The organism is Micromonospora chaiyaphumensis, from assembly GCF_900091435.1.
Taxonomy (GTDB): domain Bacteria; phylum Actinomycetota; class Actinomycetes; order Mycobacteriales; family Micromonosporaceae; genus Micromonospora; species Micromonospora chaiyaphumensis.
On sequence record NZ_FMCS01000009.1, the window covers coordinates 206,916 to 220,717 of the forward strand.

The 13,802-nt window shown below is 73.9% G+C and carries 13 protein-coding genes; 5 read left to right on the forward strand and 8 right to left on the reverse strand.

The window, feature by feature from the left end; genetic code table 11:
* Nucleotides 1-12: 12 nt before the first annotated feature.
* On the reverse strand, nt 13-816 hold the full coding sequence (locus tag GA0070214_RS23640; protein WP_091268201.1) for an SGNH/GDSL hydrolase family protein: 804 nt from the start codon (nt 814-816) through the stop codon (nt 13-15).
* 179 nt (nt 817-995) lie between these two features.
* On the opposite strand from GA0070214_RS23640, the gene GA0070214_RS23645 reads away from it, so the two are divergent.
* On the forward strand, nt 996-1,943 hold the full coding sequence (locus GA0070214_RS23645; protein ID WP_091268203.1) for a threonine ammonia-lyase: 948 nt from the start codon (nt 996-998) through the stop codon (nt 1,941-1,943).
* 62 nt (nt 1,944-2,005) lie between these two features.
* On the opposite strand, the gene GA0070214_RS23650 is transcribed toward GA0070214_RS23645, so the two are convergent.
* The 5 genes from GA0070214_RS23650 to GA0070214_RS23670 form a co-directional block, all read right to left on the reverse strand.
* On the reverse strand, nt 2,006-2,356 hold the full coding sequence (locus GA0070214_RS23650; RefSeq protein ID WP_091268204.1) for a DUF2203 domain-containing protein: 351 nt from the start codon (nt 2,354-2,356) through the stop codon (nt 2,006-2,008).
* A gap of 60 nt (nt 2,357-2,416) precedes the next feature.
* Nucleotides 2,417-3,235: a pyrroline-5-carboxylate reductase gene (gene proC, locus GA0070214_RS23655; protein ID WP_091268206.1), complete on the reverse strand. Its 819-nt coding sequence runs from the start codon at nt 3,233-3,235 to the stop codon at nt 2,417-2,419.
* 70 nt (nt 3,236-3,305) lie between these two features.
* The gene (locus GA0070214_RS23660) at nt 3,306-4,334 is read right to left on the reverse strand and encodes a 6-phosphofructokinase (RefSeq protein WP_091268208.1); all 1,029 of its coding nucleotides are present in this window, start codon (nt 4,332-4,334) and stop codon (nt 3,306-3,308) included.
* Between the two features lie 178 nt (nt 4,335-4,512).
* The gene (locus GA0070214_RS23665; RefSeq protein ID WP_091268211.1) at nt 4,513-5,016 is read right to left on the reverse strand and encodes a pyridoxamine 5'-phosphate oxidase family protein; all 504 of its coding nucleotides are present in this window, start codon (nt 5,014-5,016) and stop codon (nt 4,513-4,515) included.
* Nucleotides 5,017-5,085: 69 nt separating this feature from the next.
* Nucleotides 5,086-5,583 carry a polyadenylate-specific 3'-exoribonuclease AS gene (locus GA0070214_RS23670; protein ID WP_091268419.1) on the reverse strand — a complete coding sequence of 166 codons (498 nt, stop codon included), beginning with the start codon at nt 5,581-5,583 and terminating at the stop codon, nt 5,086-5,088.
* A gap of 245 nt (nt 5,584-5,828) precedes the next feature.
* Between GA0070214_RS23670 and GA0070214_RS23675 the strand changes: the two genes are divergently transcribed.
* The gene (locus GA0070214_RS23675; RefSeq protein ID WP_091268212.1) at nt 5,829-6,521 is read left to right on the forward strand and encodes a Crp/Fnr family transcriptional regulator; all 693 of its coding nucleotides are present in this window, start codon (nt 5,829-5,831) and stop codon (nt 6,519-6,521) included.
* A gap of 61 nt (nt 6,522-6,582) precedes the next feature.
* Here GA0070214_RS23675 and GA0070214_RS23680 read toward each other — a convergent pair whose 3' ends face one another.
* Nucleotides 6,583-6,798: a hypothetical protein gene (locus GA0070214_RS23680; protein WP_091268214.1), complete on the reverse strand. Its 216-nt coding sequence runs from the start codon at nt 6,796-6,798 to the stop codon at nt 6,583-6,585.
* A gap of 199 nt (nt 6,799-6,997) precedes the next feature.
* Here GA0070214_RS23680 and GA0070214_RS23685 point away from each other — a divergent pair, with 199 nt between their 5' ends.
* Nucleotides 6,998-10,558 carry an ATP-binding protein gene (locus tag GA0070214_RS23685; protein ID WP_244167828.1) on the forward strand — a complete coding sequence of 1,187 codons (3,561 nt, stop codon included), beginning with the start codon at nt 6,998-7,000 and terminating at the stop codon, nt 10,556-10,558.
* Between the two features lie 6 nt (nt 10,559-10,564).
* On the opposite strand, the gene GA0070214_RS23690 is transcribed toward GA0070214_RS23685, so the two are convergent.
* Nucleotides 10,565-11,257 (reverse strand): lysophospholipid acyltransferase family protein, encoded by a 693-nt coding sequence (locus GA0070214_RS23690; protein ID WP_091268218.1) that lies wholly within the window; start codon nt 11,255-11,257, stop codon nt 10,565-10,567.
* Nucleotides 11,258-11,451: 194 nt separating this feature from the next.
* Here GA0070214_RS23690 and GA0070214_RS23695 point away from each other — a divergent pair, with 194 nt between their 5' ends.
* Together GA0070214_RS23695 and GA0070214_RS23700 are read left to right on the forward strand one after the other, a co-directional pair.
* On the forward strand, nt 11,452-12,300 hold the full coding sequence (locus tag GA0070214_RS23695) for a DUF308 domain-containing protein (RefSeq protein ID WP_091268222.1): 849 nt from the start codon (nt 11,452-11,454) through the stop codon (nt 12,298-12,300).
* Nucleotides 12,301-12,381: 81 nt separating this feature from the next.
* Nucleotides 12,382-13,800: an alpha,alpha-trehalose-phosphate synthase (UDP-forming) gene (locus GA0070214_RS23700; RefSeq protein ID WP_091268421.1), complete on the forward strand. Its 1,419-nt coding sequence runs from the start codon at nt 12,382-12,384 to the stop codon at nt 13,798-13,800.
* The last annotated feature ends 2 nt before the right edge of the window (nt 13,801-13,802 follow it).

Here is a 13,802-nt window from a genome sequence, read left to right on the forward strand (position 1 = left end):
GCCCCGCGCCGGTCAGCCCGCGGCGGAGCGGAAGACCGGGTAGTAGCCGCCGGACTGCCCCGCGGCCGTCGGGTGGTACGACTTGGTGAGGTTCAGAACGTTCAACGCGTGCAGCCACTTCTCGCCGTAGCTGCACAGCTGGTGGCCCACGAAGATCGAGCGGACGTCGGCGAACGTGAAGCCGGCCGAGGTGGCCGCCGTGCGGGTGATGTCGTCGACCAGGTTGATCCCCTCGTTGATCTTCGCGCGGGAGGTGGCGCTGAGCCCGACGCAGACCGTGCCGAGCTGGTAGAAGACCGGGTAGCCGACGACCACGACCCGGGCGGAGGGCGCGCGGCTCCGGATGCCGTTGTAGACGTTGGCCAGCTTGCCCGGAAGCTCGGTGCGGGCCTTGTCCTCGGCGGCCTGGATGGCCGCCACGCACTGGGTCTCACCCTGGAGCACGCAGGTGCTCATGATGCTGGAGAAGCCGACGTCGTTGCCGCCGACCGTGACGCTGACCAGCGTGGTGGTCGAGGAGAGCGCGGAGAGCTGGTTGTTGATGACGTCCGTGGTGGTGGCGCCCGAGCAGGCGACCGAACGGTACGAGGCCGGCCTGATGTTGGTGTTGTAGAGCGCCGGGTAGGAGTTGGTGCTGCGGAGGCACGATCCGCTCTCGGAGGTGTAGCTGTCGGCGCCGACGCCGGAGGCGTACGAGTCGCCGAGAGCGACGTAGCGGTCGGTCGGGGCCGCCTGGGCGGGGGTGGCCAGGGTCAGCGTGACGCCGAACGAAGCGGCCAGGGTCAGGGCGAGGGTGGCAAGACGGGATCTCCGCACGTCGCACTCCTGGGGGTGGGAAGTGGTGGTGGGAGATAGATATCAATGAATCGGAGCCGGACGGAAGATCAACATTTCGCGCCGATTGCCCATAGACACTTATTGATACAAATCGTTGACACGGCGGTAACCGGGTCTGAAGGATTTCGCCAACGTGCGGGGCGGGCTAGGCTCGCCCGGTGCGGTTGATCACCGGGGACGACATCACGGCGGCCGAGCGGCGCCTCGACGGGCGGGTGGTCCGCACCCCGCTGCTGGACGCGCCGGCCCTCGGCGCCGACCTGGGCCTCCGGCTGGCCGTGAAGGCCGAGAACCTCCAGCACACCGGCAGCTTCAAGGTCCGCGGCGCCACGAACGCCCTGCTCGCCCACACCGAGCGCGCCGGCGCACCCGCCGGGCTGGTGGCCTTCTCCGCCGGCAACCACGCGATCGCGGTGGCCCACGTCGCCCGCGCCGCCGGGCTGCCCGCGGTGGTCTGCATGCCGCCGCACGCGGTACCCGGCAAGCTGGCCGCGGTCCGCCGGCTCGGCGCCGAGGCGGTGCTCACCGACGACCTGCTGGCCACCGCCGAGGCGGTCGCGGCCGAGCGCGGCTTCCACCTGCTCGCGCCCTTCGACGACCCGGACGTGATCGCCGGTCAGGCCACCGTCGGTCGGGAGATCCTGGCCGACGGTCCGCCCCCGGACCTGGTGCTCGTGCCGGTGGGCGGCGGCGGGCTGATCAGCGGGATCGCCGCGGCGATCCGGGCCGGGTCACCGGGCACGCGGATCGTCGGCGTGGAGCCGGACGGGGCCAACGCCATGTCCCACGCGCTGCGGACCGGGACGCACACCCTGCCGGTCCGCCCCGCCTCGGTCGCCGACGGCCTGGCCGCCCCGTTCGCCGGGCGGCACACCCTGGCACACGTCCGGGCGCTGGTCGACACCGTGGTGGAGGTGCCGGAGGCGGCCGTCCTGCCCGCCTGGGCCGAGCTGGTGGAGGCCACGAGGCTGCTGGTCGAGCCGGCCGCCGCGGTCACCCTGGCGGCGCTGCGGGCGGGGCTCGTCGAGGTGGCGCCCGGCGAGCGAACCGTCCTGGTGCTCAGCGGCGGCAACGTCGCCCCGGCCGTGCTGGCCACCCTCGGCTGACCGGCCGCACCGGACAGCGGCCCGGCCGGCACCCGGGCATCAGACCGGCCGGCTCTCGCGCGTCAGACCGGGCGGCGGCCCGCGAAGCCGCACTCCACCCGGTGGTACCAGCGGATGTCGGTGTCCCCCTCCAGCCAGCACCAGAGCACGGCCCGGCCGTCCCGCTCACCGGGGAAGTCGAGCAGCACGGGGGCGATCCCCTTGACCTGGATGCCGTGCTGGTGGAACTCCTCCACGACGGCGTGCAGCCGGGCCTCCAGGGCCTTCACCTCGGCCAGCCCGCCGAGCGCGCTGACCCCGTGGTCGGCCAGGTCGATCCGGAGTTCGGCGAGGTCGGCGCGGAGCCGGATCAGCTCGTCAATGCGGGGCCGCAGGGTGGCCACCAAATGTCGCGCCTGGGCGAGAGTGAACACCGCGCCAGTATGGGACACGCCGCCCGGAACCACTGCCGGTCGGCGCCCGGCACGCGCGGGTCAGTCGGCCTGGGCGGCCAGTTCGCGGGCCCGGTCCCGGGCCGCCTCGAGGGCCGCCAGCATGGCCGCGCGCACGCCGTGGTTCTCCAGCTCGCGGATGGCGTTGATGGTGGTGCCGGCCGGCGAGGTGACCGCCTCGCGCAGCTTCACCGGGTGCTCGCCGGAGTCGCGCAGCATCACGGCCGAGCCGATGGCGGTCTGCACGATGAGGTCGTGCGCCACCTGGCGGGGCAGGCCCAGCAGGATGCCCGCGTCGATCATGGCCTCGACCAGCAGGTAGAAGTAGGCCGGGCCGGAGCCGGAGAGGGCGGTCACCGCGTCCTGCTGGGACTCGGGCACCCGCAGGGTGGCGCCGAGCGGCTTGAACATCTCCTCGGCGAGGGCCAGGTGCGCGCCGGTGGCGTGTGCGCCGGGCGAGATGGCGCTCATCGCCTCGTCGACCAGGGCGGGGGTGTTGGTCATGACCCGGACCACCGGGGTGCCCTCGGGCAGCCGGCGGTTGAAGAACGCGGTGGGCAGGCCGGCGCAGAGCGAGATGACCAGCTTGTCGGCGGGCACCTTCGGGCCGATCTCGTCGAGCAGCGCGGCCGCGTCCTGCGGCTTGACGGAGACGGCCAGCACCTCGGCCTCGTCGACCGCGGTCAGGTTGTCCACCACCCGGACGCCGTACCGGGCGGTCAGTTCCTCGGCGCGCGCGGGCCGCCGGGCGGTGGCGAGCAGCCGCTCGACCGGCCAGCCCGAGCGGAGCAGGCCGGAGAGCATCAGCTCGCCGATCTTGCCCGCGCCGATCACCGCGACCGTGTGCACCTCGGGTGCCATGAGCCGTACCCCTCTCGGTGGAGGTGCGGCGCGGCGGGCCCGCCGGGACCCGCCGCGCCGCCCGCCGTCGTCAGCTGCCGAAGAAGACCTCGGCCTCGGCGTACCGCTCCAGCGGCACGGTCTTCAGCTCCCGGGTGGCGTCGGCCAGCGGGACGCGGACGATGTCCGTGCTCTGCATCGCGACCATCTTGCCCCAGTCGCCCTCGTTGGCGGCGTCGATGGCGTGCAGGCCGAGCCGGGTGGCGAGCACCCGGTCGAACGCGGTCGGGGTGCCGCCGCGCTGGATGTGGCCGAGCACCACGGTGCGGGCCTCCTTGCCGGTCTTCGCCTCCAGCTGCTCGGCGAGCCACTGGCCGATGCCGCCGAGGCGGACGTGGCCGAACGCGTCGAGCTCCTGGTTGTGCAGCACCATCTGGCCGTCCAGCGGCTGGGCGCCCTCGGCGACCACGACGATCGGGGCGTACTGGTGCTGGAAGCGCTTCTCGACGTAGCCGGCGACCTGCTCGACGTCGAACTGCCGCTCCGGCAGCAGGATCACGTTGGCGCCGCCGGCGAGACCGGCGTGCAGGGCGATCCAGCCGGCGTGCCGGCCCATCACCTCGACGACCAGGGTGCGGTGGTGGCTCTCCGCCGTGGTGTGCAGCCGGTCGATCGCCTCCATGGCGATGTTGACCGCGGTGTCGAAGCCGAAGGTGTAGTCGGTGGCGCCGAGGTCGTTGTCGATGGTCTTCGGCACGCCGATGACGTGGACGCCCAGCTCGTGCAGCTTGGTGGCGACACCCAGGGTGTCCTCGCCGCCGATCGCGATGAGCGCGTCCACGCCCTGCGCGGCGAGGTTGTCCTTGATCCGCTCGACGCCGCCGTCGATCTTGAAGGGGTTGGTCCGGGACGAGCCGAGGATGGTGCCGCCGCGCGGCAGGATGCCCCGGACGTCCGCGATGCCCAGCGGCTTGGACAGGCCCTCCAGCGGACCCTTCCAGCCGTCGCGGAAGCCCACGAACTCGTGACCGTAGGTGGCGACGCCCTTGCGGACCACCGCCCGAATCACCGCATTGAGACCTGGGCAGTCGCCGCCGCCGGTGAGCACGCCGATACGCATGATCTGCTCATCCTCCTGGAGCATCAGGTGAAGCCCGGATAAGCCCCAGGATATGTGTCAGATCAGACCATCGGCGCCGTTGCCGGCCCGGGGCGGGCCGTCAGTGCGCACTGTAGTCGGCGTGGGTGCGCGCCGACACCGCGCCCCGGCCCGTTCCGGCCCCCGGACCGGCTACCGCTCAGTAGCTGACCTCGTGGTTCTCCCCCGCCTTCGGCGGGTGCCCGGTGACCGCCGCCCGGGCCAGGCCGAGCAGGTTCACCACCGTGTTGCCCGGCGCGTCCCAGTACTCGGCCGAGCCGGCGTGGACCCGGATGAGCGTGATGCCCGGGGTGTCCAGCCCGTCCGGGAACCAGGCCCTCAGCAGCGGGTTCCACAGCCGCTCGGCCCGGGCCCGGTCCCACTGCTCGACGGCGGTGCCGGCCACGGACACCCAGGCGTGGTGCCGCTGGTCGGAAAAACCCACGTTGACCTGGGGGTTGACCCGGATCTGGCGGACCTTCGCGGAGTCCGCGTACGCGAAGAACCACAGGTCGCCGTCGAACTCGGCCTCCTGGAGCCCCATGGGGCGGCTGACCAGCCGCCCGTCGACTGCGGTGGTGGTCAGCAGGCAGATGCGCGCGTCCCGGATCAGCTCGGTGACCCGGCGGCGGCCATCCTCGGCGCTGGTCGGCTGCTGGCTCATGCGCCCTCCCTCGCGATCGGTTCGATGCGAACCGTGCCCGGGACAGAACCGGTCAAACCTGTCGACAGCTCACCGGGCGGTCATGGCCCGCCAACGCGCCAGGTTGTGCCGGGCGTCGACCAGCGCGTCGTGCCGGTCCGCGTCGGCGTCGGGCAGCCGCGGCCGGCCCCGGTCGTCCCAGAGCTGACGCAGCTCCTTGGTGAACCGCGGGATCTCCCGGGGCAGCGCCGGCATGGCACCCCAGAGCTGGGCCAGCACCACGTGGTCGTACGCCGCGTACCAGGCCCAGAGCTCCAGCTGCTCCCCCGGCCGCTCCCGGATCGGGGCCATGAGGAACTCGTAGAGGTCGTCGCGGATCCGCTCCCGGGACCGCCAGGCCCGGTCGGCCGGGGACGGGAGCTTGTCCAGCACGTTGCGGCGCACCCAGGGCACCGCCCGGGAGTCGTCGAACTCGGTGGAGACCGCATAGAACTCGCGGCCGTACTCGTCGACGACGCCGATCGACACGAGGTCGACGATCCGGCCGTCCTCGATGAACTCGCAGTCGTAGAAGTAGCGGTAGACCATCGGCACCATCCTCGCCCACCTCCCTCACCGGCCGGTCGCCGGGGCGTCCGCCGCGCCGCGACGGCAGGCCAGGGCAGCTGGGGACGGTCACGGAAGTGTCTCCAGGGGTGTACAGCACGCGACCGGAGCGTCATGATCTGATGTGTACCGCTACCGGACGCCGAACCGGTTGAGATGCCTCGTGCCGGGATGACAGCTTCACCCGGTGTGCGGGTTGTGGTCCTTGACCGGGGAGGGGTTGGGCCGTGGAGATGCGCCTTCCGGAGCCGGGTGACGCGCTCACGGGCGTCGAGATGTTCGCCGGGCTGGAACCGGAGGTGCGGCAGCGGGTCATCGCCGCGGCGGTGCCGCGCACCTACCGCAAGGGCCAGCTGCTGTTCGTCGAGAACGACCCCGGCGAGTCCCTGATCGTGCTGCGCCGCGGCGCGGTCGCGGTGTTCCGCACCGCCCCGACCGGCGAGCGCGCGGTGCTGTCGGTCATCCGTCCCCCGGACGTGCTGGGCGAGGTCTCCCTGCTGGACGCCTCGACCCGGTCGGCGTCCGCCGAGGCGATCGAGGACTGCGCCGCGCTGGCGCTGTCCCGGCCGGCCTTCATGGAGCTGGTGCACTCCAACCCGCGCATCCTCGACGCGGTGATGCGCTCCCTCGGCCAGCTGATCCGCCGGCTCACCGAGCAGAACGCCGACCACGTCTTCCTCGATCTGCCCGGCCGGGTGGCCAAGACGCTGGTCCGGCTGGCCGGCGAGAGCCAGGCCCCGATGATCACCATCGAGCTCAACCAGAGCCAGCTCGCCGAGATGGCCGGCGGCTCGCGGCAGAGCGTCAACCAGGCCATCGGCTCCTTCGCCAGCCGGGGCTGGCTGCGCACCGAGGGGCGCCGGATCGTGGTCACCGACGTGGCCGCGCTGCGCCGCCGCGCCGGCATGAACGACCGCTGACGGACACGGGAAAGGGCCGGGGCGTGCCGCCCCGGCCCTTTCGTCGTCGTGTCCGACCGGCTCAGACGCCGGCGCTGCCCGGACCCGCCCACGCGGTGGTGCTGCCCGGGCCGGCCCACTCGCTGGTGTCCTTGCCGCCGCCACCGGAGCCCTCGCTCACGATGCCCTCGGCCTGGAGGGAGGCGAGGGTGGCCGCGTCCACGTCGACGGACTCCCCCGCCGCGTGGGCGATGCCGTCGCCGTCGGTCCAGTCGCTCTCCAGCTTCACGTACACCATGGTTGGTCCCCCTCGATCGCGGTCGTCGTCGTCCGGCGGCATGAATGTAGTCGCCCGGCGGCCCCACCGGCCGCCCGGAGGAGTGTCCACAAGCCAACAGCCCGGTACCTGACACTGCCGGCGGGCGTAATACTCACCGTGACGCCGCGGGGGACGGCGCCCGGCCGGGACCGGCCGGAAGATCCAGTGGAGGCCTGACATCTCCGCGCAGTGTGACCGGTGTGGACGTACCGCGAGCGACGGCGACCGCTTCTGCGGGGGCTGCGGCGCCGAGCTGGGTGCCGTCTGCCCGCACTGCCTGCGCCCGCTCGCCGCCGACGTGACGTTCTGCACCTCGTGCGGCGCGCCGCGCGCCGGGGCCCGGCAGCCGGTGCCGGCGCCGCAGGAGGACCGCCGCCGGGTCAGCGTGCTCTTCGTCGACCTCATCGACTTCACCCCGTACGTCGAGCGGGCCGACCCGGAGCAGGTCCGCGGCATGCAGACCGGCTTCTTCTCGGCGGCGAAGCGGGTCGTCGGGCAGTACGGCGGGGTGGTGGAGAAGTACATCGGCGACGCCGTGATGGCGCTCTTCGGCGCACCGGTGGCCACCGAGACCGACGCGCTGCGCTGCGTACGGGCCGGGTTGGAGCTGCAGCGGGTGCTCACCCGGTTCGCCCCGAGCGGCCACGACGAGCTGCGCTTCCGGGTCGGGGTGGCCACCGGCGAGGCGCTGGTGGACGTGGCCGCGGCCCGCGACGGCGGGCAGGCCATCGTGGCCGGCGACGTGGTCAACACGGCGTCCCGGATGCAGTCGGTGGCCCCGCCCGGCGGGGTGCTGGTCTGCGGCGCCACGCACGCGCTCACCAAGGACGCCATCCGCTACGAGGAGCAGCCCCCGGTCACCCTGCGCGGCCGCTCCACCCCCACCGAGGTCTGGCTGGCGCTGGCCCCGGTCCGCCGGCAGCCCACCGACCGCGAGCCCGACGTCACCCCGCTGATCGACCGCGAGCACGAGCTGGGCCTGCTGGTCAACGCGCTGCACCGCTCGCTGCGCGACCGGCTGCCCCAGGTGGTGACCGTCTTCGGCCGGGCCGGGCTGGGGAAGAGCCGGCTGATCCGGGAGCTGCACCGGCACGCCGGGCGGCTGGTCGACGAGCCGCTGACCTGGCGTACCGGGCGGTGCCCGCCGTTCGGGGAGAACGTCACCTTCGCCGCGCTGGCCGACATCGTGAAGACCGAGGCCGGCATCCTCGACACGGATCCGGCGTCCACGGCCGCCCAGCGCCTCACCGCCGCGGTCGCCGAGCTGGTCGGCCCGGCCGAGCGGGACCGCCTGGTCGACGCGCTGCGCCCGCTGGTCGGGCTCACCGCCACCGCCCTGCCGGCCGAGGAGGCCGAGTCGGCCTGGCGGCGGTTCCTGCTGGCGCTGGCGGCCCGGCGCCCCACCGTGCTGGTCTTCGAGGACCTGCACTGGGCCGACGACGCCATGCTGCGCTTCGTCGAGCTGCTCGGCACCGCCGCCCGGGACGTGCCGCTGCTGCTGCTCTGCACCGCCCGCCCGGAGCTTGTCGACCGGGACCCGAGCTGGGCGGGCACCATCACCGGCTCGGTGACCATCACCCTGCCCCCGCTGCGCGACACCGGCATCGCCTCGCTCTACGCGCACATGTTCGGCCAGGCCGCGTTCCCCGCCGAGATGCTGACCCCGCTGGTCGAGGTGGCCGGCGGGAACCCGCTCTACGCCCACGAGTACGTGCGGATGCTCATCGAGCAGGGCGCGCTGCGCCAGTCGGGGCGCGGCTGGTCGCTGGAGAAGCACCTCGACCTGCCCATGCCGGAGAGCGTGCACGCCGTCATCGCCAACCGGGTCGACCTGCTCGACGCCAAGGACCGGGCGGTGCTGCTGGCCGCCTCGGTGGTGGGCGTGCAGTTCTGGCCGGGTGCGGTGGCCGCCGCGCTGGGCCAGCCGGTGGAGGCGGTGGAGCGGGCGTTGCGCCGGCTGGAGCAGCGCGACTTCGTGCACGAGCAGGCGGCGTCCACGATGGCCGGCCAGCCGGAGTTCCGGTTCCGGCACGTGCTGGTCCGGGACGTCTGCTACCAGCGGCTGCCCCGGACGGAGCGGGTGGCCCGGCACGAGCGCACCGCCGACTGGCTGGACGCCCTCTCGCACACCCGGGACACCGACCTGGCCGAGGTGCTCGCCCACCACCGCTGGGCGGCCCACGAGATCGCCCGCACCCTGGGCATGGACACCCAGCGCTACGCCGGCCCGGCGCGCGCCGCGCTGCACCGGGCGGCCCGCCGGGCGTACGCCCTGCACGGGCTGGACGCGGCGGCGGCGCACGCCGGCCGGGCGCTCGGCCTGGCCGACGACAGCGACCCGGTGGGCCGCCTCCAGCTGGAGCTGCTGAGCACCGAGATCTCCTTCTACCGGGACGGCAACGCGTTCCTCTCCGGCGGCGGGCCCGAGCAGTTGCACGCGCTCGCCGACCGGCTGCACGCCCACGGCGACGAGGCCTGCGCGGCGCGGGCGTGGACGCTGCTCGGTCAGGCGGCCTGGCTGCGCGCCGACCGGAGCGCCGCGGTGGCCTGCCTGGACCGGGCGGTGGCGCTGTTCGAGCCGCTGCCGGACAGCCCGCAGAAGGCCGACGCGTACGCCGAGCTGGGCCGGCTGCACATGCTCAACTACGAGCGGGACGCGGCGGTCGCCGCCGCCGAGACCGCGGCGGAGATCGGTGAGCGGCTGGGGCTGTCGGAGACGCGGACCAACGCCCGGATCACCGCCGCCACGGCCCGCTACCAGGCGGGCGACCGGTCCGGCCTGGACGACCTGCACGCCCTCGTGGAATACAGCCGGGAACAGCAGCTCATCGCACTGCACCGGGCGGTGCAGAACCTCGCGTACGCGGTCCGCGAGGAGGGCGACTGGCTGCGCTCGGACGCGCTGCTGACCACCGCGCCGGCCCGGACGGCGAGCGGGCAGACGCTGACCACCAGCTACTCCGGCGAGGCCATGCGGGCCTACTTCGACGGGGACTTCGGGCGGGTGATCACCGCCGCGGACGCGTTCGTGGACACCCCGACCGGGGGCTGGGACATGCAGGTGCGCGGGCTGCGCTCCTGCCTGCTGGTGCTGCGCGGGCAGCCGGTGCCGCCGGCGCCCCGGCCCGCACCGGGCCCGCGCGACGGCGCCGCCGCGCCCCGGCACCGGGACGACGTGGCGGCCGCGCTGGACAGCGCGCGGCGCAGCGGCTTCCACCGGCCGCACTGGACCATGCTCGGCATGGCGGCGCTGTGCCGGGCGTTGCAGGGCCGGGCCGAGGAGGCGGCGGAGCTGGTCGACGAGCTGGCCGAGACCTGGTCGGCGGTACCCGCGCTGGCCAGCGGCGAGTGGATCGCGGCCGCGGCGTACGCCGCCGCCCTGGCCGGCCGGGACGCGGCCGTGCGGGTCCGGGCCATGCTGGACCGGCTCGACCACCGCACGCCCTGGTCGGAGGCGGCGCTGCGGACGGTCACCGGTGCGGTCGCGGCGGCCGACGGCGACCACCGGCGGGCAGCCGAGCTGCACCTGGCCGGCGCCGAGATCTATGCCGGCATCCCGGACGTGACCGACCGGATGCTGGCCCTCGCCCTGGCCGCCGCCGAGCTGGAGCTGGCCGGCGACCCGGAGACCGCCCCGCTGGCGGAGGTGCGGGCGTTCGCCCAGCGCAACGAGGCGCCCGGGCTGCTGGCCCTGGCCCGCCGCCCGGTGCCGGACGCCGGCCCGGCGGTCGCCTGCTGAGCCGGCTCAGGCGGGCACCGGCTCCCGGGGCCGGGCCTTCGCCTTCTGCGCGTACACGTCCACGTACTCGCGGCCGGAGAGTTCCATCAGCTCGTACATGATCTCGTCGGTGACGGCGCGCTCGACGAACCGGTCGCCGGCCATCCCGGCGTAGCGGGAGAAGTCGAGCGGGGCGCCGAAGCGGATCCGCACCCGGCCGAGGTTGGGGATGATCTGGCCGGTCGGCTGGATGGCGTCGGAGTTGAGCATGGCCATCGGCACCACCAGCGCCCCGCTCTCCAGGGCGAGCCGGGCCACCCCGGTCTTGCCCCGGTAGAGGCGGCCGTCGGGCGAGCGGGTGCCCTCCGGGTAGATGCCGGCGATGCCGCCCGAGCGCAGCACCTGGAGCTGGGTGTCCAGGGCGGCGCGGGCGGCCCGGCCGCCGGAGCGGTCGACCGGGATGGTGCCGGAGCCGACGAAGAACATCTTGGTCAGCCAGCCCTTGAGGCCCTTGCCGGTGAAGTATTCGGCTTTCGCGATGAATGTAACTTTTCGCTTGACGATCAACGGGGTGAAGATCGAGTCCGAGAACGAGAGGTGGTTGCTGGCCAGGATCACCGGGCCGGCCTCCGGGACGTTCTCCAGCCCCTCCACCTGCGGGCGGAAGATCAACCTCAGCAGCGGGCCGAGGATGACGTACTTCAGCAGCCAGTACAGCACCGGGGTCCTTCCAGGCGGGAGCGGTGACGGGCCCGGTCGCCGGCGCCGCCGGGACCGGCCCGGGGCGCCGTCGGCGAGCGGGACTGTCGGGGAAGAGCGTACGAACAGGGAGCGGCACGCCACAACGCACTCCCGGAACCGGGTCCCGACGTGTCAGGATTCAGGGCACGACGGTGCGGCGAAGGGGGTGTCCGGTGTCAGGGGGTGGGCCCCGTCGGGGACGGCGGGACAACGGGCTCGACGCGGCCGAATACGCGGTCGCGGGCGACGTCGATCCGCGCGTCGGGGAGCACCTGCTCGACGTGCTCGCCGCCGGCGGCATCGCCGCCTACCTGCAGCCCTCGGCCGACCTCAACCCGGTGACCCGCACCACGACCGTCCCGTCCCGCCCGATCGACCGGCTCTACGTCGACCGGTCCCACCTGACCACCGCCCGCGACTACCTCACCCAGCTCACCGACGAGGAGGGCCGCGAGCCGGCCCGCGACGACGAGCCGGACATCGAGGCCGAGTGGGCGAAGATCGTCGCCGGTTTCCACACCGCGCCGAGCACGGGCAGCCACCCCTGGCCCGCCGCCGAGGACGTCGACGACGACCCGGTCGACCCGGCCACCCCGGGCGGCGGCGCCCCCGGCCGCGCCGAGGAGACCGCCGGCCCGACCGCCACCGACGTGCGGCGGCTGCCCTACGCGGCGGACGTCTCCGGCATCTCGGTGAGCCGGGGCCGGCAGGACGAGCCCTCGCTGCTGGACGGCCTGGACACGTTCGGCGCCGACCTGCCGGGCGACGGGGACGAGGAGCACTTCACCCCGCCACCGCCGCCCCCGCTGCCGCGCTTCTCGAAGTACGCGGTGCTGGGCGTCCTCTGCATCGTGGTCGGGTTCCTGCTCTTCCTGTCGCCGACCGTGCTGTCGGTGGTCGACCCGTCGGTGGTGACCCTGCTCGGCTTCACCGGCATCCTGGCGGGCTTCGTGATGTTGATCTGGCGGCTGCGTCCCGGCGACTCCGACGAGCACGACCCGGACGACGGCGCCGTGGTCTGACGCCGGGCGTAACAGGGGTGTAACTTACGGTCAGTAGGAATAGCGCTGCCCGTCTCGCCCCTGCTGATCGGAATGCCCGAGATGCGACCGAGTCCCCTCGTGGTGGTGGCCAACCGCCTGCCCATCGACGACAGTGTGGCGCCCGACGGCGCCTTCGAGTGGCGCCGCAGCCCCGGCGGCCTGGTGAGCGCCCTGCACCCGCTGCTCCGGCACACCCCGGCGACCTGGGTGGGCTGGGCGGGCGGCACCGGCCCCGCCCCGCACCTGCCCGACGTGGACGGGGTCCGAATGCGCGCCGTCCCGCTCAGCGCCGACGACTTCCGCGACCACTACGAGGGCTTCGCCAACGCCACCCTCTGGCCGCTCTACCACGACGCCGTCGAGCAGCCCGAATACCACCGGCGCTGGTGGGAGGCGTACCAGCGGGTCAACCAGCGGTTCGCCGAGGCCGCCGCCGAGGTGGCCGAGCCCGGCGGGCTGGTCTGGGTGCAGGACTACCACCTCCAGCTCGTGCCGGGGCTGCTCCGCGACCTCCGCCCCGACCTGCGGATCGGCTTCTTCCTGCACGTGCCCTTCCCGCCGCCGGAGCTGTTCATGCAGCTCCCCCGCCGGGCCGAGCTGCTGCGGGGGATGCTCGGCGCCGACCTCATCGGCTTCCAGCGGGCCCAGGCCGCGCACAACTTCGCCCAGCTCGCGACCAAGGTGCTCGGCCTGCCGGCCACCGACCGGCGGATCGGCGTCGGCGACCGGGTGGTCCGGATCGGCGCCTTCCCGGTCTCCATCGACACCGCCGAGATGGCCGCGCTCGCCGCCCGGCCCGATGTCGCCGACCGCGCCCGGCGGCTGCGCCAGGACCTCGGCGACCCGGAGCGGGTCATCCTCAGCGTCGACCGGATGGATTACACGAAGGGCATCGAGCAACGGCTCAAGGCCTACCACGAGCTGCTGACCAGCGGGGACGTCAAGGTCCGGGACACCGTGCTGGTGCAGGTGGTGGTGCCCAGCCGGGACCGGGTGGCCCAGTACCAGATCCTCCGTGACCGGGTGGAGCACCAGGTCGGCCGGATCAACGGGGAGTTCGGCCGGGTCGGCGAGCCGGCCATCCACTACCTCAGCCAGCCCTTCGACCGCACCGAGCTGGTCGCGCTCTACCGGGTCGCCGACGTGATGGCCGTGACCCCGCTGCGGGACGGGATGAACCTGGTGGCCAAGGAGTACGTGGCGGCCCGGGTCGACGGCGCCGGCGCGTTGCTGCTCAGCGAGTTCGCCGGGGCGGCCGCCGAGCTGGCACAGGCGTACCTGGTCAACCCGCACGACCTGGACGGGCTCAAGGCGGCGCTGCTGGCCGCCCTGCGGGCCGCGCCGGAGGACGTCGCCGCCCGGATGCGGGCCATGCGGGAGCACCTGGGCCGCAACGACATCCACGCCTGGGCGGGGTCCTACCTGCGCGCGCTGGAGGAGACCACCGCCCGGGCCACCCGGCGCGCCCCGGGCGGCTGACC

Excerpts from the sequence above, each read along its gene's own strand:
- GA0070214_RS23680 (WP_091268214.1), bottom strand. The coding sequence starts at position 6,798 with ATGGTGTACGTGAAGCTGGAGAGCGACTGGACCGACGGCGACGGCATC.
- proC (WP_091268206.1), bottom strand. The coding sequence starts at position 3,235 with ATGGCACCCGAGGTGCACACGGTCGCGGTGATCGGCGCGGGCAAGATC.
- GA0070214_RS23670 (WP_091268419.1), bottom strand. The coding sequence starts at position 5,583 with ATGGTCTACCGCTACTTCTACGACTGCGAGTTCATCGAGGACGGCCGG.
- GA0070214_RS23660 (WP_091268208.1), bottom strand. The coding sequence starts at position 4,334 with ATGCGTATCGGCGTGCTCACCGGCGGCGGCGACTGCCCAGGTCTCAAT.
- GA0070214_RS23700 (WP_091268421.1), top strand. The coding sequence starts at position 12,382 with ATGCGACCGAGTCCCCTCGTGGTGGTGGCCAACCGCCTGCCCATCGAC.
- GA0070214_RS23665 (WP_091268211.1), bottom strand. The coding sequence starts at position 5,016 with ATGAGCCAGCAGCCGACCAGCGCCGAGGATGGCCGCCGCCGGGTCACC.